This window comes from Pseudomonas sp. P42, assembly GCF_017973755.1.
GTDB lineage: Bacteria > Pseudomonadota > Gammaproteobacteria > Pseudomonadales > Pseudomonadaceae > Aquipseudomonas > Aquipseudomonas iridis.
In genome coordinates, this window is the sequence record NZ_JACOPU010000002.1 from 570512 (window position 1) to 592008 (window position 21497).

A 21497-nucleotide genomic window follows, 5' to 3' on the forward strand; every position below is an offset into this window, starting at 1 on the left:
CAACTTTCGAGGACCTGAATCATGTTGAAAGGCTACGGGGCTGTCATCCTCGATGGCGCATGGCTGACGCTTCAGCTCGCCTTGTCTTCCATGGCCCTGGCCATCGTTCTCGGGCTGATCGGTGTCGCGTTGCGCCTGTCGCCGGTGCGCTGGCTGGCCTGGCTGGGCGATCTGTATTCCACGGTGATCCGCGGCATTCCCGATCTGGTGCTGATCCTGCTGATCTTCTACGGTGGTCAGGACTTGCTCAACCGCGTCGCGCCGATGCTGGGCTATGACGATTACATCGATTTGAATCCGCTGGCCGCCGGTATCGGTACCCTCGGTTTCATCTTCGGTGCGTACCTGTCGGAAACTTTCCGTGGTGCGTTCATGGCCATTCCCAAAGGCCAGGCCGAGGCGGGCATGGCGTACGGCATGAGCAGTTTTCAGGTGTTCTTCCGGGTGATGGTGCCGCAGATGATTCGTCTGGCGATTCCGGGCTTCACCAACAACTGGCTGGTACTGACCAAGGCCACCGCGCTGATTTCCGTGGTCGGTCTGCAAGACATGATGTTCAAGGCCAAGCAGGCGGCTGATGCTACCCGCGAGCCTTTCACCTTCTTCCTTGCAGTGGCGGCGATGTACCTGGTCATCACCAGCGTTTCGTTGCTGATACTGCGTCAACTTGAGAAGCGCTACTCGGTAGGCGTAAGGGCGGCTGATCTATGATCTTCGACTACAACGTCATCTGGGAGGCTCTGCCGCTGTACTTCGGCGGCTTGGTGACCACCCTCAAATTGCTCGCGTTTTCGCTGTTTTTCGGTTTGCTGGCAGCGTTGCCACTGGGCCTGATGCGCGTCTCGAAGAACCCGGTCGTCAACGGCGCCGCGTGGCTCTACACCTACGTGATTCGCGGCACGCCGATGCTGGTGCAACTGTTTTTGATCTACTACGGTCTGGCGCAGTTCGAGGCAGTACGTGAAAGCTTCCTCTGGCCATGGCTGTCCAGCGCGACGTTCTGCGCGTGCCTGGCGTTCGCGGTCAACACCAGCGCCTACACCGCTGAAATCATTGCCGGCAGCCTCAAGGCCACGCCGAACGGTGAGATCGAAGCGGCCAAGGCCATGGGCATGTCGCGCTTCAAGCTGTACAAACGCATCCTGTTGCCGTCGGCCCTGCGCCGGGCGCTGCCGCAGTACAGCAACGAAGTGATCATGATGCTGCAGACCACCAGTCTGGCGTCCATCGTGACCCTGATCGACATTACCGGTGCGGCCCGTACCGTCAACGCGCAGTTCTATCTGCCGTTCGAGGCGTACATCACCGCTGGCGTGTTCTACCTGTGCCTGACCTTTATTCTGGTTAAGCTGTTCAAGCTGGCCGAGCGCCGCTGGCTGAGCTACCTGGCCCCGCGGAAGCACTGATATGGAACGCATCGATCACGTATTACCGTGGAGCCATCTGGGCAGCGAGCGCAAGATTTCGGTGTTCCGTTTCGGCGGCGGCGAGCGCAAGGCCTACATTCAGGCCAGCCTGCACGCTGACGAATTGCCGGGCATGCGCACCGCCTGGGAGCTGAAAAAGCGCCTTGGCGAACTCGAAGCAAAAGGCTTGCTCAACGGCGTGATCGAGTTGGTCCCGGTGGCCAATCCGCTGGGCCTGGGGCAATTGCTGCAAGGCAATCACCAGGGCCGTTTCGAGGCGGGCAGTGGCAAGAACTTCAACCGTGATTTCGTTGAGCTGAGCGCGCCGGTTGCGGCTGCTTTGGCCGACAGCCTCGGTGATGATCCACACGCCAACGTTCGCCTGATCCGTCAGGCGATGGCTGATCATCTGGCGGCGTTGCCTGCGGCGAGCAGCCAGTTGCAAGGCATGCAACGCGTCTTGCTCAGCCACGCCTGCAACGCTGATGTGGTGCTCGACTTGCACTGCGACGCCGAAGCCGCGCTGCACATGTACGCGCTGCCGCAGCACTGGCCGCAGTGGCGTTCGCTGGCAGCGCATTTGAATGTGAAAGTCGGTTTGCTGGCGGAAGATTCCGGCGGCAGCTCCTTCGACGAAGCGTGTTCGCTGCCGTGGTTGCGTCTGTCGCGGCAGTTCCCCGATGCGCAGATTCCATTGGCGTGCCTGGCAACGACCATTGAGCTGGGCGGTCAGGCCGACACTGGTCGCGCTGAAGCCCAGGCGTATGCTGAAGGCATTCTGGCGTTCCTCGCCGAGCAAGGTTTGATTACCGGCGAGTGGCCGAATGCGGCGCACGAAGCGTGCGAAGGCATGCCGTTTGAAGGCACGCAATTGCTGTTCGCGCCCCACCCGGGCGTGGTGAGTTTTCTGCGTAAACCCGGCGAGTGGGTTGAAGCCGGTGACGAGATTTTTGAAGTGATCGACCCTGTGTCCGATCGGGTCAGCACGGTGTGTGCTGGTACGTCCGGGGTGCTGTTTGCCATTGAACGGCTGCGCTATGCCCAACCCGGTTTCTGGCTGGCCAAGGTGGCGGGGCGCGAAGCGCTGCGTCACGGGCGCTTGCTCAACGACTGACTGACTGTTTTTGTGAGAACCGACCGCATGTACAAACTTGAAGTCCAAGACCTGCATAAACGCTATGGCAGTCACGAAGTGCTCAAGGGTGTTTCCCTGAAAGCGGCAGCCGGCGATGTGATCAGCATCATCGGCTCCAGTGGCTCCGGCAAAAGTACTTTCCTGCGCTGCATCAACCTGCTCGAGCAGCCGCACGCGGGCAAAATTCTGCTCAACAACGAAGAGCTGAAACTGGTCGCCAACAAGGACGGCGCGCTCAAAGCCGCTGATCCGAAACAGCTGCAACGCATGCGTTCGCGCCTGTCGATGGTGTTCCAGCATTTCAACCTGTGGTCGCACATGACCGCGCTGGAAAACATCATGGAAGCGCCGGTGCATGTGCTCGGCGTCTCCAAGGCCGAAGCCCGCGAGAAAGCCGAGCACTACCTGAACAAGGTTGGCGTGGCGCATCGCAAGGACGCGTTCCCGGGGCACATGTCCGGTGGCGAGCAGCAGCGTGTGGCGATTGCCCGAGCGCTGGCGATGGAACCGGAAGTGATGCTGTTCGACGAACCGACGTCGGCGCTCGATCCGGAACTGGTCGGCGACGTCTTGAAGGTGATGCAGGCGCTGGCTCAGGAAGGCCGCACCATGGTTGTCGTGACCCACGAAATGGGCTTCGCCCGTGAAGTGTCGAACCAGTTGGTGTTCCTGCACAAAGGTGTTGTTGAAGAGAGCGGTAACCCGCGCGAAGTGCTGGTCAATCCGCAATCGGAACGTCTGCAGCAATTCCTGTCGGGTAGCCTCAAGTAAACGGGGCTGCCGATATGCACCGTAATAGTGCATGCTTCGCAGCCTGAAGGCTGGCTACAATTCCTGTGGGAGCTGGCTTGCCAGCGATAGCGGTGGGCCAGTTGGCATATCTGGTGCAGATACACCGCCATCGCTGGCAAGCCAGCTCCCACAATGGATCTGCGCCGGTTTTGCGATTTACGTTCATTTACGGGCTAGCATTGGCCCATGCCTTCATCACCGTTGTTCGTTTCGGATCGCTCACCCATGACTGCCCATCGAATTGGTTTCCTGATTTGGCCCAGCACTAAAGCGTTGACGCTGGCGCTGGCGGAGGAGGCCTTGCGTGTTGCTCAGCGTGTGCATCCGGACGTGGTCTACGAACTGTCGTTCTTGCAGGCCGAGCCGCCGAGCGACGGCGCCTGGCAATTACCCGGCGAACCGTGGGCCGGCAAGCTGGAAAACTTCCAGAAACTGTTTTTGGTCGCCGATGAGCCGCCGACTGCCCTGGCTCCGGCACTCAGCAGTGCGCTCAAGCAACTGGTGCGTACCGGTTGTGTGATCGGTGGTTTGTCCGCCGGTGTGTACCCGTTGGCGCAAATGGGTTTGCTCGACGGTTACCGCGCGGCGGTGCACTGGCGTTGGCAGGACGATTTCGCCGAGCGCTTTCCGAAGGTCATCGCTACCAGCCATCTGTTCGATTGGGATCGTGATCGCCTGACCGCGTGCGGCGGCATGTCCGTGCTTGATCTGCTGCTGGCATTGCTGGCCCGTGATCACGGTGCAGAGTTGGCCGGCGCCGTTTCGGAAGAACTGGTGGTCGAGCGCATCCGCGAGGGCGGCGAGCGTCAGCGCATTCCATTGCAGAATCGCCTAGGCTCCAGTCATCCAAAGCTCACGCAAGCCGTGTTGCTGATGGAAGCCAACATCGAAGAACCGCTGACCACCGACGAAATCGCCCAGCATGTGTGCGTGTCCCGTCGGCAGCTTGAGCGGATCTTCAAGCAATACCTCAACCGTGTGCCGAGCCAGTACTACCTGGAACTGCGCCTGAACAAGGCCCGGCAAATGTTGATGCAGACCAGCAAGTCGATCATCCAGATCGGCTTGTCGTGTGGCTTCTCCTCGGGGCCGCACTTCTCCAGCGCCTATCGCAATTTCTTCGGTGCCACGCCGCGGGAAGATCGCAACCAGCGGCGCAGCAGCAGCCCGTTTGAATTGTCGTCGGTGCCGTCAGAGCGCGGTTAACCGCCGCCGGTCATTCTGAAACATCGGATGAGTCGATCGACATGACTGATCCTTCCGTTTCTGTGGAAATGGATGTCGACTCGGACGGCGTCGGAACTCGCTCTGTTTGCCGCCCTGCCAGTGCGGCGTTTCTTCTGAGTCGATAACCTTCCACGCGTTGCTCACTTTGCGCGGATAGCGGATTACCGCTGAAATCGAACTCGGTAGTGCTGGCGTTCCAGAAGTTTTCGGGTAACTCGACAATCGCATTGTTGGAGAAATTGACGTACTCCAGGCGCTGCACGGGAAGCGTGAGCGGTGGTTCGCTGATGCCGGTGTTGCTCAGATCCAGCCAGGACAACTGCTCCAGGCGGCCGAGATCGGGGGTGAGGCCTAGCGGGTTGTCTCTTAGGATTAGCGTGTTGAGATTGCTCCTCGTGGCCAGCACCTCAACGCTGGCCGGGGTCAGCGTGATGTGGCAGCCCGACAGTCTCAATGCAGTGAGTTTTTCCATGGATGACACGACTGTTGCAATGTCGTTGAGCTGATAACCCTGAATCGCCAGCTTCTCTGCGTTAGGAAACAGCTTCAGAAACTCACCGAGACGCGACGGCGCGCCAGACCCGTTCAACAGGAAGACAGTGCGCACATGCGCGAAGTCTGCTGTAGGTGTGGGCAGGTCCCCCCTCACAGGGACGTTGAAGCTGAATTCGAATTCGTTTTGCCCCTGTGCAACGATCCGGCGCCAGCAGTTTTCCAGGGTTTGCTTGAGCGACTGTCTGTTGGCCTGTTCCTCTCGCAGGGCGTCGCCCGTCAGTGGACTGCGGTTGGCCGGATCCAGCGGTGTCTCGTTGGCCCATAAATCGAGCTCGTGTGTCAGCATGGCGAGTTCAGTGGTGCGGCGCACCAGTTCGACATGACCATCAGCCAGCGTGCCGGGCAAACTGTAGACAAGTTCGTTGATTTGGCTGTCAGTCAGACTTGGGTAAAGCGTAAGGGCCAGTTCCCTGTCCGTGGCTTCGACCGGCACGCTGAATGTGTGGCCGTTGGTTTGGTAGCAGACTTTGACGCGTTCCCGCGCAGCTGCCGAGATCGGGTTGTCATGCAAGTCGATAATCTGGGCGACGTCGGCGGGGAGGTTGAGCAGTTCATCAGACAGTTCGCTGATGTTGTTCTCAGAGAGCATTACGTCCTCCAGAAGGGGCAGGCTGGAGAGTCCGGGCGGTACACGGTTGATCGAGGTTTTGGAGAGATCCAGAAATATCATGTCCGTCAGCGCCGAGACGTCTGGCGCTTCGACCAATGGGTTGTTGTGAAGATCCAGTGCCCTGAGTCGCGACAGTGAAGAGAGCGCAGCTTGCCCCTCGGCATCGAAGATGACGCCGCAACTACTCAGCACCAGCGATCTGAGTGTAGGCATTCGATTGAGCACCGGGGGAATCCGCCCCAAAGCGAATGTGCGCAGCTCCAAAGCCTGTAGCCTGCTGAAGCCGCTCAGAAAGCCATCAGACACTGTCAGCGCATCGTTGCCCAGCAAAGAGAGCTGGGCGACATGACTGAAATCAGCAGTCAGTGTCGGCATGTCGCCGATAAACCTGAGTTCGGCAGCGAAGATATTGGAGCGTACTTCAGTTTTTTCGACATGTCGGCTGCGCCAGAAAGCCTGCAACTCCCGACTGAAATCCGTCCGGGCAAAATGCTGGCTGGCTCTTTCGACCGCATCGATGAAACGACCCGTGCTCGGGTCGCGTGGGGGAATGCGTTCGGCCCACTCGGCGAGGTCGCTGATCATCGTCGCTATCTCGGCTTCCCAACGCAGCAGTTGAGCGCTGCCAGCCGCCAGCGAGCCGGGCAGGGAATAGATCATGTTGACGGCGCCTTTGGACTTCAGTGCTGGAAACAGTACCTTGGCTTTGGCGATATCGGCCGTATCGGGGAGCACTCCGAAATTGTTGAGGGCGTGGTAATGCCCCTTGATTCGATTGCGACTGGTCGCAGACAGCGGATTGCCCGCCAGGTTGATGCCATCGGCAAGGTCGGGAACGACCTCAAAAAAGGAGTCGGGCAGATCGACGATCCCGTTGCCATCAAGCCTGACATCGCGCAGGTTGGGATGGTCAGCGAGACCTTCCGGCAAGCTGGAAATACCGGTATTGGAAAGGCGAAGATCATTGAGCAGCGGCATTGTCTCAACGTTAGGCGCGACCCCCAGCGGGTTGTTGCGCAGATCAAGCAGCTCAAGTTCACTCAATGATTCCAGAACGCTCTGCCCGTCGGCGGTCAGCGTAACGCCGCAGTTAATCAGCGACAGCTCCCTGAGCTCTTTCAGGCGAGTGAGGTTGTCTGGCATTTGACCCAGCGCGAAATCGCGCATTTCCACCACTTGCGCGTTGGGGAAGAGCTCTAGAAAACGGCCGACTTCGGTGATACCCGGATTGCCGGTGAAATCCACCGTCAAAACGTGACTGAAGTCGACCGTCAACCTTGGCATATCTCCCGAAAAAGCCAGGTTCGCTTCGAAGAAGTCGTTACGCATGTCGGTGCCGTCCGAGCGGCTTTCCCAGAGTCGTAAAATCTGTTCGCGAAAGTCCTCTCGCGCCCGGAAGTCATTGAGAAAATCCATGGGCGGGCGAGCTTCGCCGGTCACCGGGTGATGCGCCGAGCCTTGGGTGGTCCACGCAGAGAGATCCGCCCTCAGGGTTTCCAGCTCTGCTTGCCAATGCTGCAGTTGAATCCTGCCCTCTGCCAGGGTGCCGGGCAGGGAGTAGATCATGTTGCTCGCATCCTGCGCGTCGAGTGACGGAAACAGCTCTCTGGCGAGTTCGACATCGGCGGTGTCTGCTGACACTTCGAAGTCATGACTGGTCTTGCGGAAGTAGGTTTTTATCCGGTTGCGCGATTCGGTTGAAAGCGGATTGTCAGCAAAGTCGAATCCTCGTGTACGGTCCAGCGGTAGCTTGAACAGCGCTTCTGGCAACTGCGTGATGAAATTGTCGCGCAGAACCGCGATGTGCAGTTCGGGAGGATCGAGCAGCCTGGGCGGGAGTTCGTTGATGCCGGTCAGGGACAGATCGATGCTCCTGAGCATGGGCAAAAGATTCAAATCAAACAGGGAGCCTAATGGGTTGTCGCTCAGCTCCAGGATCTCGATCTGATTCATCTTCAGCAAGGCTGCCTGGTTTTCAGGCGTGAGTACGAAGCCGCAGCTCTTGAGCTCCAGTGCGCAGAGCCGGGGCAGGTCGAGGGTTGGCAGAAGACCCGGCTCCAGATCAAAAAAACGCAGTTCCAGAATGGTCAGACTCCTGAACCGTTGCAGGAACGATGACAACGCCGTAATGCTCTTGTTGCCGTTAAACGTCAATCGGGTCACATGGCTGAAGTCTGCGCTGAGCAAGGGCATGTCACCCATGAACTCAAGGGTCGCCACCAGATGGCTGTCTCTGGCGCCGGGTTGGCGAGGCGACCTGTTGCGCCAGAAGTGCTCAATTTTTCCGGCGAAGTCCTCCCTCGCCAGATGCTCACTTACCTGTTCGTTGTGATTCAAGCGTTGGCCACTGGAAGCCGAGTGCTCCGGGATCCGGGTTTTCCATTGAGCAAGATCAGTGCGTAATTGCGTGACCTCTGCCTCCCAGTTGGCGAGTTGGCTTCGGCCTTCGGCCAGTGAGCCGGGCAACTTGTAGAGCAGGTCATTCGCTTGCTCAGCGCTCAGTGCTGGAAACAGTTCGGTGGTGCGATGAATATCTGCCTGCTCGATCGTCACCCCGAAATTTTTCTGCGTTCGGTTGAAGAGGGTTTTGACTGACTCCCGAGTGGCGGCGGATAGCGGGTTGTTGGTAAAGCTAAGCTGCCCGGTCAAATAGTGTGATGACGTCAGCAACTCTTCGGGGATTTCAGTGATCTGGTTGCCGTTGAACTTGCCGGTAAACAGGTTCGGATGGTCGAGCAATCCCGGAGGCGTGGTGGTGATGCCGGTATTGTCGAGGTTGAGGTAGTGCAAGGCAGGCAGGGTGCTGATGTCGGGCGGCACGCCCAGCGGGTTGTCTTGCAAATCAAGGACCGAAAGCTGTTCCATGGGCGGGAAGCCAGCGGAGTCCGCGGTCGAAAGCCTTATGCCGCAGTTGCGCAGCGCCAGATGCTGCAGGTTCGGCATGTTGGCAAAGCTCTGTGGTAAATCGGGCACGTTCAGGTCATGCATGTCGAGGTAGCGTAGGGACGGGAAATACTGCAGAAAGCGCTCAACACCACGTGTACCGGCGCTGCCCTTGAAGGACAGCATGGTGACATGGCTGAAATCGGCATGCAGCGTCGGCAGTTCTCCCGCCACCGGCTCCAGAATCTGCAGCATGTAGTTGTCGGCCCCTCCTGGTTCTCTACGCCAGCAACCCTCTACGGCTTTCTTGAACAGCGCACGGTTCTGCGCGGCGGCCCGGCGCTGGATGTCCGTCAGTGCTACCCCGGTGTCCGGGTCATTCACAGGCGCCTCGTTCTTCCAGCGCCGCAGGTCATCCTTGAGCCGGCTGAATTCCGTCCGCAAGCGCGACAGTTCATTGCTCAGCCCGGCTCGATCGTGCTGAAACCGGGCTGCGAATGCCCGTGCATCTTCAGGGGTATAGGTCGGAAAAATCGCCCGTACCCGTTCTACATCCGTTGCTGCGGCATCCGGCGCGCCGAAAGAATAAGCCGCATCAATCCCGGCGCCGCCACCACGGCCACCGCGCCCCACAAGCCGCAGCGTGTCCACGGTCGGTTCCGGGATCGGCGCAAGAGAAATCGCGAGGCGCAACTCGCTTCGCTCCATCGGCCGCTTGCGGATCGCTGCTTTGAGACCGTCGCCCTGACCGATCTGGATACTCAGGTTTTGGCGTTCACTATCGGGCAGGGCGTAGAGAATGCCGGAGTACAAATCGGTCGCTGAATGCAGTTCCTGACCTCGCTCGTCATAGGGTTGATAAGTGCCGTCGCTTTGCCGCACCAGGACTTTTTGAACGGGCGCCTCCACGCTTCCGGTGCTGTCGACTAATCGTCCTTCGTAATGCCCGTCACGAATCTCCAGTCGCACCTCACCGCTCCAGCCGGGCAGACGTTTAAGGCTGTGCAGTGCCAGGGTGTCGGTATCCGGACTGTTGACCGAGTCCAGCTCCAGCCCCTCGTAAGCGCGGGTGACACGCAGCTCCTGATTGGCCAGTTGCATGAGCGCCTGTTGGCGCGGGGGCAACTGACCTTCGCTGATCTGCACCAGCTCCTCTCCGGTCGCGGTGCCGAGCAGTTCGCGCGTGACGCTGGCGGGTAATCCTGAATCGTGTTGTGCGAGCAGGTTGGCCAGCGGATCGTCATTGCGCTGAAGGGCGTCGTAGCGGGATTCGAAGATTGAAGTTCGTTGCAGTGTGGCGATCTCTGCCAGCTGCTGTCTCAACTTTTGGCTTCGCACATCCAGCGCCAGCGTCGGGCCGGCGAACGACTCGCCGAGCAGGGCCTTGGCTTGCTGTTCGTCGAGGAAGGAGAGCAGGGTCTTGAGCAGGTTGCCGTCCTTGAGGCTGCCTTGGGCAAGGGTTGTCAGCGGCAGGCTCTCATCGCTGGACGACTGCCAGACGAGTTCGCCCGCAAGGTCGAGCAGGCGCAAGCGCTGACCCTCCGGCCAACGACCCTGTTCGGTCAACAGCTGTAACTGCAAAACAGGATCGGCGCGCAAATACGCCTCGGGCGATTCGCTGTGTAAATCATCGGCAAAGCGTTGCAGGTCCTGATCGATCCTGAAGCGCTGGATGCTGTCCGCCAGCAGCGGCGGAACCGTTTCCTGATCGACGTGCATGGTGCGCAGCACCTCTTCGTCGAGGCCGCTGACCTGCAGGATCGTTTCTCGTTGGGCGGCTGAAAACGACTCGACCGAATGGCCGATGCGGCGCAGTGCCGTCGGTCTGTCCCACGTCAGCGGTTGTTCGAATTCGCTGTGCCAGGCGCCTTCGCCGTTATGGCGAACCCAAGGTTGATAGGCGTCGGCCTGGGTCGGGTGGGCAATCCGGTATTCACCGGCATCGGGTGTTTCGTTCACGGCAAAATGCGCGTTATCAAGGGGCAGCAGTTGACGGCCATCGTGTGCGTGCAGGCCCAGTTCATTCGGTGCGGAATTTGCGGCGGGAGACGCTGTGTGCTCGTACCTGGCCAGGTTCGGCTCCCAGTATTTGGTCTGGCCGCCGGGCATTTGCACAGGTTTGAAACGGTCGATGAACTCGACGATTTCCGCGGGCAGGACTTTGCGGAACTCACCGGCGCCAATCGCCCCGCCGATGGCGAAGATACCTAACTGAACCAGCGATTCGAGGGTGCCCATCAGGTAGGTAAACGCTTCGGTGGTTCGGCCTTGCGCCCAGGCAATGATCCCCTCGAACACTTCGTCGAGCAGTTGATAAGCCATGTAAGCCATCATCAGTTCGCCGAGGCCGGGCACGAACGGAGCGATGATGAACGCGACCGTCTGCAGGATCGTCGAGACAATGTTGACGACCGAGTCCCAAAACGCCCAGCGCACTTTCTGATCAACCGTTGCCGTGGGCACTGCGATGATCGCCGCATCATTGAGGATCTTGTTCAGCTTGCTCTGGTAGAGGTGCTGCCACAGTGGAGCGCTGATCGGCGTGACGGTCAGTTGCAGTTTGGGCTGCTCAAGTGGGGTCTCACGCCAGGGCGGCTCGCTGCTGCCGGCGACCGGTTCGTGCCATTTTATCCCGCTCAGGCGCGCGTTCAGCGTGGCGAAAAACACGCCGCGCTGTTCGAGATTGACGAACCGGCTGAAGAATTTCTGGTAATCACTGGTGCGCAGTTGTCGCGTCAGTTCGGTGTACATCTCGGCGGGCGAGGCATATTCCTTGACCGGATGCTCCGGGTCATCCGGTATGTAGGCCACAACGCGTGCCGACGTTCGCGGCTCGAGCAACTCGGGCGCAAAGACGACGATGCCGGTCAGGGGCGTTTCCAGCATCGACAGGTCCTGGCATTTCAATGCTGGCCTATCACCTGGCGCAGCCGGTGCTGCATCGAGCAGTACTTCTATCCGCAGGAAATAGTCCTCGCTGATGTCACCGCTCATCCGTGCCCATTGCAGCGCGGCCTGCATCGCGGCCTTCTGGCTCGCGTCGATTTTATGTCGCAGCACCGCCGCTGCAACGGGATGGCTGGAGCCAAGGGCTTCCCGCAGGTAGATCTGGTATCGGGCGCCGATATCCAGCTCGCGGCACAGTTTGGTGAACGCCACGATGCTCAGCCTGGCCTTGAGCAAGGGCAGGGTTTCAAACTGTCCTCTGGCGTCGGGTTGGGTGATGAAGGTCGACTCGGGTTCGTAGGCGTCGTCTTCGGTCTCGGCGAGTTCGAAGTTGTGCAGTGCGGCATCCAGCAACGAGACCGTCCAGGCGCGCGCCCCGGTTTTGATTGGGAACCATGGCGTCTTCGCGGGAATATAAAGGCGCACGAACGTGGTCCTGACATCCACATCCAGATCGAATTTCTCCTTCAGTTCGGCCTTGAGCAGCGGTTCGGCGAAGGCGCTGGCGTCCTGCAGATGTTCAAGGCGTTTCTCAACATCGTTTTGCGCGCGCCAATGCGTGGCGTTCAGCGCCATGAGGGCTTGATGCCTGACGTCCGGCTGCGTCTTCAGTTTTGGCGGCAGGAAAGGAGCCTGGCGCCCAAAGGCTTGGCGCCTGGCGGCCGAAGCGGTGCCGAGCCAGTCAGGGATGCCGGCTATGAGCGGGTGGAAGTGGGCGTCATGTATGTCGTCATAGTGTGGTTTGGGGAGCTTGGCAGATTGCCGATCTGGGATTGGGTGCATCGGGACCGTTCCTTGGTCTGGAAAGGTCCCAGCAAATCAGAGTCATGCGATGGCGGTGCGGTACATATATATACCGCTGGCACCGGGTTGAATTGATATCCTCCCGGGCCTGCCGCAAATCGGCGGCGGCAGTTTAAACTGCGCCTTTGCGACGTTATTTGTCGCATTGCCGTAAACCCGGAAAAATCCGGGGTTGGCGCTATAAGAAGTTGTCGCCTGGCGGCAAGGCCGGGCCGATAACTGTCCTTACAATCCCCCCATCGCTCGCCAGTTTCCGGCGGGTGGCCCTCATCAGGAGACTCCGATGTCCGTTGAGCACGCTGCGGTACAACGCGCCGATTTCGACCAGGTTATGGTTCCCAACTACGCGCCTGCCGCTTTCATTCCGGTGCGTGGCGCCGGTTCCCGCGTCTGGGATCAGGCCGGCCGCGAGCTGATCGACTTCGCCGGCGGTATCGCCGTCAACGTATTGGGCCATGCGCATCCGGCGCTGGTCGGTGCCTTGACCGAGCAAGCGAACAAGCTGTGGCACGTTTCCAACGTGTTCACTAACGAGCCAGCCCTGCGCCTGGCGCACAAGCTGATCGACGCCACGTTCGCCGAGCGCGTGTTCTTCTGCAACTCCGGCGCTGAAGCCAACGAGGCCGCGTTCAAGCTGGCCCGTCGTGTTGCATTCGACCGTTTTGGCAGCGAGAAATACGAAATCATTGCCGCGCTGAACAGCTTCCACGGCCGTACCCTGTTCACCGTCAACGTCGGTGGCCAGTCGAAGTACTCCGACGGTTTCGGTCCGAAAATCACCGGTATTACCCACGTTCCGTACAACGATCTGGCTGCCCTCAAGGCCGCCGTTTCCGACAAGACCTGTGCGGTCGTGCTGGAACCGATTCAGGGCGAGGGCGGCGTGCTGCCGGCCGAGTTGGCTTATCTGCAAGGTGCACGCGAGTTGTGCGATGCGAATGACGCGCTGCTGGTGTTCGACGAAGTGCAAACCGGCATGGGCCGCAGCGGCAAGCTGTTCGCCTACCAGCATTACGGCGTGACCCCGGACATCCTGACCAGCGCCAAGAGCCTGGGCGGTGGTTTCCCGATCGCAGCGATGTTGACCACCGAAGCGTTGGCCAAACATCTGGTCGTCGGCACCCACGGCACCACTTACGGCGGCAACCCGCTGGCATGTGCTGTCGCGGAAGCTGTGATCGACGTGATCAACACCCCTGAGGTGCTGAACGGCGTCAATGCCAAGCACGACAAGTTCAAGACCCGTCTGCAGCAGATCGGCGAGAAGTACGGCCTGTTCACTCAGGTGCGTGGCCTCGGCCTGCTGATCGGTTGCGTGCTGAGCGATGCCTGGAAAGGCAAGGCCAAGGACATCTTCAACGCCGCTGAACAAGAAGGCCTGATGATTCTGCAAGCCGGCCCGGACGTGATCCGTTTCGCCCCGAGCCTGGTGGTGGAAGATGCCGATATCGATGCCGGTCTCGACCGCTTTGAACGTGCCGCAGCGAAGTTGACGCAAACCTGATAGACCCTTCGGCGCCTGAGCATCTCGGGCGTCGATCAAAATTTTTGATACCGGGCGAATTCCATTGTGGGAGCGAGCCTGCTCGCGAAGAGGGCGTGTCAGTCAACATTTTTGCTGACAGATAGACCGCTTTCGCGAGCAGCCTCGCTCCCACAATATCCGGTGTTTTTTTCAGTAAATTTTAAGAGAAAGGAGTGACACCATGCTGGTGATGCGCCCCGCGCAAATGGCTGATCTGGGCGAGGTACAGCGTCTGGCTGCGGACAGCCCGATTGGTGTCACTTCCTTGCCGGATGACGTGGAACGTCTGAGCGACAAGATCGCGGCGAGCGAAGCCTCGTTCTCTGCCGAAGTGAGCTTCAACGGTGAAGAGAGTTACTTCTTCGTTCTCGAAGACACCGCCACCGGCAAACTGGTCGGCTGCTCGGCCATCGTTGCTTCGGCCGGTTATTCGGAACCGTTCTACAGCTTTCGCAACGAGACCTTCGTCCACGCTTCCCGCGAGCTGAAGATCCACAACAAGATCCACGTGCTTTCGCAGTGCCACGACCTGACCGGCAACAGCTTGCTGACCAGTTTTTACGTGCAGCGCGAGTTGGTCGGGTCGCCGTGGTCGGAGCTCAACTCCCGTGGTCGCTTGCTGTTCGTCGCCAGCCACCCGGAGCGTTTCGCCGATTCGGTGGTGACCGAAATCGTCGGTTACAGCGACGAGAATGGCGACTCGCCGTTCTGGGATGCCATCGGTCGCAACTTCTTCGACCTCAACTACGCTGCGGCTGAACGCCTGTGTGGCTTGAAAAGCCGTACATTCCTCGCCGAACTGATGCCGCATTACCCGATCTACGTGCCGCTGCTGCCGGATTCCGCCCAAGAGGCGATGGGCCAGGTGCACCCGCGTGCGCAGATCACCTTCGACATCCTGATGCGCGAAGGCTTCGAGACCGATCACTACATCGACATCTTCGACGGTGGTCCGACCCTGCATGCGCGCGTTTCGGGGATCCGTTCGATCGCCCAGAGTCGCGTCGTGCCGGTAAAGATCGGCGAGCCGGTCAAAGGTGCCGGGCGTCAGTATCTGGTGGCCAACGCGCAGTTGCAGGATTACCGCGCCGTGTTGCTCGAGCTGGATTACGCGCCGGGCAAACCGGTGACTCTGGATCTGGAAGCGGCCGAAGCCCTGGGCGTCGGTGAAGGTGCCAGCGTGCGCCTGGTGGCGGTTTAACGCCTTAGCGAGTTTTACGGGTGGCCGCAGGCGGCCCGTTTGAGGAGATAGCATGATTGTTCGTCCCGTACGCAGCAGCGATTTAGACGCGCTGATCGACCTGGCCCGCAGCACCGGTACCGGCCTGACCACGTTGCCGGCCAACGAAGAACGCCTGACCCACCGGGTTGGCTGGGCCGAGAAGACCTTTCGCGGCGAAGCCGGCCGTGGCGATGCGGACTACCTGTTCGTGCTCGAAGACGACGACGGTCGCGTGGTGGGGATTTCCGCCATTGCCGGCGCGGTCGGTCTGCGTGAGCCCTGGTACAACTTCCGTGTCGGCCTGACCGTCAGCGCTTCGCAAGAGCTGAACATCTATCGCGAGATTCCGACGCTGTTCCTGGCCAACGACCTGACCGGCAATTCCGAGCTGTGCTCGCTGTTCCTGCACGCCGATTACCGCAACGGCCTCAACGGTCGCATGCTGTCCAAGGCGCGGATGCTGTTCATCGCCGAGTTCCCGGAGCTGTTCGGTAACAAGATCATTGCCGAGATGCGCGGCGTGTCCGATGAAGCCGGCCGTTCGCCGTTCTGGGAAAGCCTGGGGCGCCACTTCTTCAAGATGGAATTCAGCCAGGCCGATTACCTCACAGGTGTCGGCAACAAGGCATTCATTGCTGAACTGATGCCGAAATTCCCTCTGTACACCTGCTTCCTGTCGGAAGACGCGCGCAGTGTGATCGGCCAGGTTCACCCGGACACCGAACCGGCGCTGGCGATGCTCAAGAGCGAAGGCTTCAGCTATCAGGGTTACGTCGACATCTTCGACGCCGGCCCGGGGATTGAATGCGAGACCAGCAAGATCCGCGCGGTGCGTGACAGCGAAGCGTTGGTGCTGGCCATTGGTACGCCGGGCGATGACGCTACGCCGTTCATCATCCATAACCGCAAACGCGAAGATTGCCGCATCACCGCCGCGCCGGCCCGTTTGGCTGCCGGCACGTTGGTGGTTGATTCGCAGACTGCCAAACGTCTTCAACTTAACGCAGGCGACCAGGTTCGCGCCGTGGCGTTGTCCGCTGCTCGGGAGTCGAAATAATGAATTCGCTATACATCGCAGGTGAGTGGCTGGCCGGTCAGGGCGAAGCTTTTCAATCGTTGAACCCGGTGACCCAGCAAGTGCTGTGGTCGGGGGAGGGCGCTACCACCGCTCAGGTTGAGTCGGCGGTGCAGGCTGCGCGTCAGGCGTTTCCGGGTTGGGCACGTCGAACGCTGGAGGAGCGCATCAGCGTTCTTGAAGCCTTTGCCGCCGCGCTGAAAAACCACGCTGACGAACTGGCTCGCACCATCGGTGAAGAGACCGGCAAACCGTTGTGGGAAGCCGCGACCGAAGTCACCAGCATGGTCAACAAGATCGCGATCTCGGTGCAGAGCTACCGCGAACGCACAGGCGAGAAGAGCGGCCCATTGGGCGACGCCACCGCCGTGTTGCGCCACAAGCCGCACGGCGTGGTGGCGGTGTTCGGCCCCTACAATTTCCCGGGTCACTTGCCGAACGGTCACATCGTGCCGGCGCTGCTGGCCGGTAACAGCGTGCTGTTCAAGCCAAGCGAATTGACGCCGAAAGTCGCCGAGCTGACGGTCAAGTGCTGGATCGAAGCCGGCCTGCCCGCAGGCGTGTTGAACCTGCTGCAAGGCGCTCGTGAAACCGGCATCGCGCTGGCCGCGAATGCCGGTATCGACGGTCTGTTCTTCACCGGTTCGAGCCGCACCGGCAATCATCTGCACCAGCAATTTGCCGGACGTCCGGACAAGATTCTGGCTCTGGAAATGGGTGGCAACAATCCGCTGGTCGTCGATCAGGTCGCGGATCTGGATGCGGCGGTTTACACGATCATTCAGTCGGCGTTCATTTCTGCCGGCCAGCGCTGCACCTGCGCCCGCCGTCTGCTGGTGCCGCAAGGCGCTTGGGGCGACAGCCTGCTCAAGCGACTGGTTGAAGTGAGCGCGACCATTGAAGTCGGTGCATTCGATCAGCAACCAGCGCCTTTCATGGGTTCGGTGATTTCCTTGGGCGCTGCCAAAGCGCTGATGGATGCTCAAGAACATTTGCTGGCCAACGGTGCCGTATCGCTGCTGGAAATGACTCAGCCGCAAGCGCAAGCCGCACTGCTGACGCCGGGTATTGTTGATGTGACCGCGGTTGCCGAGCGTCCGGACGAAGAACTGTTCGGCCCGTTGCTGCAAGTAATTCGTTACGCCGATTTCGCAGCGGCAATCAGCGAAGCAAACGACACCGCTTATGGCTTGGCCGCCGGTTTGTTGTCGGATTCTGAAGATCGCTACCAGCAATTCTGGCTGGAAAGCCGCGCCGGTATCGTCAACTGGAACAAGCAATTGACGGGTGCTGCGAGCAGCGCACCGTTCGGCGGTGTGGGTGCCTCTGGCAACCATCGCGCCAGCGCCTACTACGCAGCGGATTATTGCGCGTACCCGGTGGCGTCGCTGGAAACGCCGAGCCTGATGATGCCTGCGACGTTGACCCCCGGCGTGAAAATGGTGTGATGCCTATTCGCGAGCAGGCTCGCTCCCACATTGGAATGTATTTCCCTGTGGGAGCGAGCCTGCTCGCGAAGGCCGCGCCTCGGTCGCACTGAACAGTTAGTTACTGAAGCCTATAACAACAGATTCTCGTGGAGCCTCGCTGATGAAATCCTATGAAGTCAATTTTGACGGTCTAGTGGGGCCGACTCATAACTACGGCGGTCTGTCCTACGGCAACGTCGCGTCCCAGAGCAACAGCCAGCAATCCTCGAACCCGAAGGAAGCCGCGCTGCAAGGTCTGGCAAAAATGAAAGCGCTGATGGAAATGGGCTTTCAGCAAGGCGTACTGGCACCGCAGGAACGTCCGGACGTGGCCGCACTGCGCCGTCTGGGTTTCAGTGGCACCGACGCTCAGGTGATCGAGCGTGCCGCCAAAGAAGCGATGCCGCTGCTGGTTGCCAGTTGCTCGGCATCGAGCATGTGGGTGGCCAACGCCGCCACCGTCAGCCCGAGCGCCGACACCGCTGACGGTCGTGTGCATTTCACGGCCGCCAACCTCAACTGCAAATATCACCGCAGCATCGAGCACCCGACCACCAGCCGCGTACTCGGCGCGATGTTCGCCAATCAGCAGCACTTCGCCCATCACGCGGCGCTGCCGGCAGTGGCGCAGTTCGGTGACGAAGGCGCGGCCAACCACACGCGTTTCTGCCGTGAATACGGTGAAGCCGGTGTCGAGTTTTTCGTGTTCGGTCGCAGTGCCTTCGACAACCGCTACCCGGCGCCGCAGAAGTACCCGGCGCGCCAGACTCTGGAAGCCTCGCAAGCTGTTGCGCGTCTGCACGGTCTGCGTGACGAAGGCGTGGTTTACGCGCAACAGAATCCTGGCGTGATCGATCAGGGCGTTTTCCATAACGACGTGATTGCGGTGGGTAACGGCGAAGCACTGTTCTATCACGAGGACGCGTTCCTCGACACCGAGCAGATGCTGGCCGAGTTGCAAGGCAAGCTCGCCAGGGTCGGCGGCAATTTCCAGTCGATCTGTGTGCCGCGTTCGGCGGTAACCGTGGATGACGCGGTGCGTTCGTACCTGTTCAACAGTCAGCTGCTATCGCGTCCTGATGGCTCGATGCTGTTGATCGTGCCGCAAGAGTGCCAGGCCAATGAGCGCGTGTGGAATTACCTGCAAGGCCTGACCAGCTCCGGCGGCCTGATCCGCGAAGTGAAGGTGTTCGACCTCAAGCAAAGCATGCAGAACGGCGGTGGCCCGGCGTGCCTGCGACTGCGCGTCGCGCTCAACGAAACCGAACTGGCGGCGGTCAACCCAGGGGTTATCATGACGGCCCCGTTGTACGGTTCGTTGACCGCATGGGTTGAAAAGCACTACCGCGACCGCCTGAGCGAAACCGATCTGGCGGACCCGCAATTGCTGCTTGAATGCCGGACGGCACTGGATGAACTGACGCAAATCCTTAAACTGGGCGCGGTTTATCCATTCCAGATCAATTGATGGCCGGCGCGTCGCCTGAACGCGGCGCGCGGCTTGTCTTCACAAGAGAGTAAAAACATGAGCGATTCCCTGCGGCTGATCCTTGAAGACACCGACGGCAAGCAACTGGAAACTTCCTGCACCCGCGTCGCGGTCATGTGGCAAGGCAAAGAGCTGTGGATCCAGCAGGACGGCCGCGGCCAGCTGTTGATCGGCGTAGACGTCGAAGAAGGCGATGCCGAGTACGCCAACCTGCTGTTGCGCCCATTGGCGACTAATCTGGTAAGTCTGCAACTGGAAATGGAACCGGCCGAAGTCGGCGACGACGAAGAACACGTGCACGGCCCGGATTGCAACCACGACCACTAAGGAAACCGCTCTATGCTCGCTCTCGGCAAACTGCTTGAACTGACCCTCGCCGGCCGCGAACCGGCGGAGAAGACTCAACTGACTGTCGAAGGCGTGCGCATGCGCTGGTTGAGCGAGGGCGCGCTGGAAGTCCGGCCTCCCGAAGCTCGCGACAATGGCCTGGATCTGCTGCTCTCGGCAGGCATCCATGGCAACGAAACAGCGCCGATCGAGTTGCTTGATCGGCTGCTGCACGACATCGCTCGCGGCGATCTGAAGCCGCGCGCCCGTATTCTGTTCCTGTTCGGCAACCCCGAGGCGATTCGCAAAGGCGAGCGCTTTATCGAACAGGACGTCAATCGGCTGTTCAACGGCCGTCACGAGCAAAGCAGCGGCAGCGAAGCGCTGCGTGCCTGTGAGCTGGAGCGGTTGGCGGCGGTTTTCTTCAGTCAGCCGGATCGCCAGCGTTTGCACTACGACCTGCACACAGCGATTCGTGGCTCGAAGATCGAGCAGTTCGCCTTGTATCCGTGGAAGGAAGGTCGCCAGCATTCACGTCTCGAGCTGGCGCGTCTGCGCGCGGCCGGGATGGAAGCAGTGTTGCTGCAAAACAAGCCATCGATCGTGTTCAGCTCGTACACCTACGACAAGCTCGGTGCCGAGTCTTTCACGCTGGAACTGGGCAAGGCGCGGCCGTTCGGGCAGAACGACGGGGTCAACGTGTCGTTGCTGGAAACGCGTCTGAAGCAGATCATCGAAGGCAACGAACCGGAGCAGACCACGCAAGAATTGGACGGTTTGCAGTTGTTTAGCGTGTCGCGGGAAATCATCAAGCACAGCGATGCGTTCCGCCTGAACCTGCCGGCGGACATTGAAAACTTTTCGGAGCTGGAAGTGGGTTATGTGCTGGCCGAGGATCTGGCCAATACCCGCTGGATCATCGAAGAGCCAGGCGCGCGGATCATCTTCCCCAATCCCAAGGTCAAGAACGGCTTGCGCGCTGGCATCCTGATCGTCCCGGCCACCGACGAAAACCTCGCCTGATAACGATCTCTAAATCAGCACAAACCGATGTGGGAGCGAGCCTGCTCGCGAAAGCGATCCATCAGTCAATTAATCGTTGGCTGACAGTCCGTCTTCGCGAGCAGGCTCGCTCCCACATTTGATTTGAGTGAGGACCGACGTTACACCGCCAGAGCGCGCGGCTCGCTACGGCGCAGCGCACGAACCTTTTGCAGTGTATCCGCACACGTCTTCGCCGCTTCCTGGCCCTTGTGCACAAAGTGCTCGAAGAAGAATTTCTGGTGTTCTTCGCCGGCATGGAAGTGGTGCGGGGTGAGAGACACCGAGAACACCGGCACTTCGGTTTCCAGCTGAACCTGCATCAGGCCGCTGACGACCGACTGGGCGACGAACTCGTGACGATAGATCCCGCCGTCCACCACCAGGGCTGCCGCAACGATACCGGCATAGCGACCGGTTTTGGCCAGCAGCTTGGCGTGCAGGGGCATTTCAAAGGCACCGCCGACTTCAAAGAAGTCGATGTCCGATTCCTGATACCCCTGGGCAAGCATTTCGGTGACAAAGCCTTTACGGCTCTGGTCAACGATTTCCTTGTGCCAGCAAGCCTGGATGAACGCGACGCGCTCGCCGTGAGGGTGTTTGCTTTTGCTGTCGATAGCGGTGGGTTGCATGTTCTGACTCCTGTTTGTGTGAAAAACAGGGCGTTATGAATCGAAAGGGATTCAAGGGTGCGCACGCTGGCACGAATGCACGCGGACGGCCCTCTGGCGTTAATCCCGTTCTCTCTTCATCCGGACTATGACCGTCGGCCCCGGGATCACACCGGGTCTGCTGACCTTGCCGTCGATCACCGGCCAAAACCGTGTTCGTCGCCAAGCGCTCGCGGGCTATGCGCATTGCGCGCAATTACCGCCGGTGGGGAATTGCACCCCGCCCTGAGAACGTTTTTGCCGCCCCTTTTTGGGCGACGCAGCGTTTTTAACACAGATTGTGAGTCCGTGCATTGCGCCTATCTGATGATTGTTATCGA

14 protein-coding genes and 1 riboswitch are annotated in these 21497 nt (G+C 59.9%); of the genes, 12 read left to right on the forward strand and 2 right to left on the reverse strand.

What is annotated here, in order from left to right:
* The first annotated feature begins 21 nt into the window (after positions 1-21).
* The 5 genes from H8B20_RS07520 (at position 22) to argR (ending at position 4539) form a co-directional block, all read left to right on the forward strand.
* Entirely contained in the window at positions 22-711 is a 690-nt protein-coding gene (locus H8B20_RS07520; protein ID WP_007912702.1) for an ABC transporter permease, read from the forward strand.
* Positions 708-1406 (forward strand): ABC transporter permease, encoded by a 699-nt coding sequence (locus H8B20_RS07525; protein ID WP_042560548.1) that lies wholly within the window; start codon positions 708-710, stop codon positions 1404-1406. Before H8B20_RS07520 ends, H8B20_RS07525 begins: the two co-directional genes overlap by 4 nt.
* 1 nt (position 1407) lies before the next feature.
* Complete coding sequence (locus tag H8B20_RS07530) at positions 1408-2520, forward strand: M14 family metallopeptidase (RefSeq protein ID WP_115146177.1); 1113 nt, start codon at positions 1408-1410, stop codon at positions 2518-2520.
* Positions 2521-2547: 27 nt separating this feature from the next.
* The gene (locus tag H8B20_RS07535) at positions 2548-3312 is read left to right on the forward strand and encodes an ABC transporter ATP-binding protein (protein ID WP_003227281.1); all 765 of its coding nucleotides are present in this window, start codon (positions 2548-2550) and stop codon (positions 3310-3312) included.
* A gap of 246 nt (positions 3313-3558) precedes the next feature.
* Positions 3559-4539, forward strand: coding sequence for a GlxA family transcriptional regulator (gene argR, locus H8B20_RS07540; RefSeq protein ID WP_210622749.1), 981 nt, complete (start codon positions 3559-3561; stop codon positions 4537-4539).
* A gap of 10 nt (positions 4540-4549) precedes the next feature.
* Here argR and H8B20_RS07545 read toward each other — a convergent pair whose 3' ends face one another.
* Entirely contained in the window at positions 4550-12337 is a 7788-nt protein-coding gene (locus tag H8B20_RS07545; RefSeq protein ID WP_210622750.1) for a leucine-rich repeat domain-containing protein, read from the reverse strand.
* A gap of 304 nt (positions 12338-12641) precedes the next feature.
* Between H8B20_RS07545 and H8B20_RS07550 the strand changes: the two genes are divergently transcribed.
* The 7 genes from H8B20_RS07550 (at position 12642) to astE (ending at position 20488) form a co-directional block, all read left to right on the forward strand.
* On the forward strand, positions 12642-13862 hold the full coding sequence (locus tag H8B20_RS07550) for an aspartate aminotransferase family protein (RefSeq protein ID WP_210622751.1): 1221 nt from the start codon (positions 12642-12644) through the stop codon (positions 13860-13862).
* A gap of 202 nt (positions 13863-14064) precedes the next feature.
* Positions 14065-15084, forward strand: coding sequence for an arginine/ornithine succinyltransferase subunit alpha (gene aruF / locus H8B20_RS07555; RefSeq protein WP_042560545.1), 1020 nt, complete (start codon positions 14065-14067; stop codon positions 15082-15084).
* A gap of 52 nt (positions 15085-15136) precedes the next feature.
* Positions 15137-16162 carry an arginine N-succinyltransferase gene (gene astA, locus H8B20_RS07560; protein ID WP_042560544.1) on the forward strand — a complete coding sequence of 342 codons (1026 nt, stop codon included), beginning with the start codon at positions 15137-15139 and terminating at the stop codon, positions 16160-16162.
* Positions 16159-17628 (forward strand): succinylglutamate-semialdehyde dehydrogenase, encoded by a 1470-nt coding sequence (gene astD / locus H8B20_RS07565; RefSeq protein WP_210622960.1) that lies wholly within the window; start codon positions 16159-16161, stop codon positions 17626-17628. The genes astA and astD overlap by 4 nt, the downstream gene beginning before the upstream one ends.
* Before the next feature lie 142 nt (positions 17629-17770).
* Positions 17771-19117, forward strand: a complete 1347-nt coding sequence (gene astB, locus H8B20_RS07570; RefSeq protein ID WP_042560542.1) for an N-succinylarginine dihydrolase — start codon at positions 17771-17773, stop codon at positions 19115-19117.
* Positions 19118-19174: 57 nt separating this feature from the next.
* Complete coding sequence (locus tag H8B20_RS07575) at positions 19175-19465, forward strand: topoisomerase II (protein WP_042560541.1); 291 nt, start codon at positions 19175-19177, stop codon at positions 19463-19465.
* 12 nt (positions 19466-19477) lie between these two features.
* Positions 19478-20488 carry a succinylglutamate desuccinylase gene (astE, locus tag H8B20_RS07580; RefSeq protein WP_210622752.1) on the forward strand — a complete coding sequence of 337 codons (1011 nt, stop codon included), beginning with the start codon at positions 19478-19480 and terminating at the stop codon, positions 20486-20488.
* 140 nt (positions 20489-20628) lie between these two features.
* Here the strand turns inward: astE and H8B20_RS07585 are convergent, their stop codons facing one another.
* Entirely contained in the window at positions 20629-21138 is a 510-nt protein-coding gene (locus H8B20_RS07585; RefSeq protein ID WP_115146184.1) for a 6,7-dimethyl-8-ribityllumazine synthase, read from the reverse strand.
* A 103-nt stretch (positions 21139-21241) separates the two neighbouring features.
* A riboswitch (FMN riboswitch) is annotated at positions 21242-21414 on the reverse strand.
* Positions 21415-21497 lie beyond the last annotated feature (83 nt).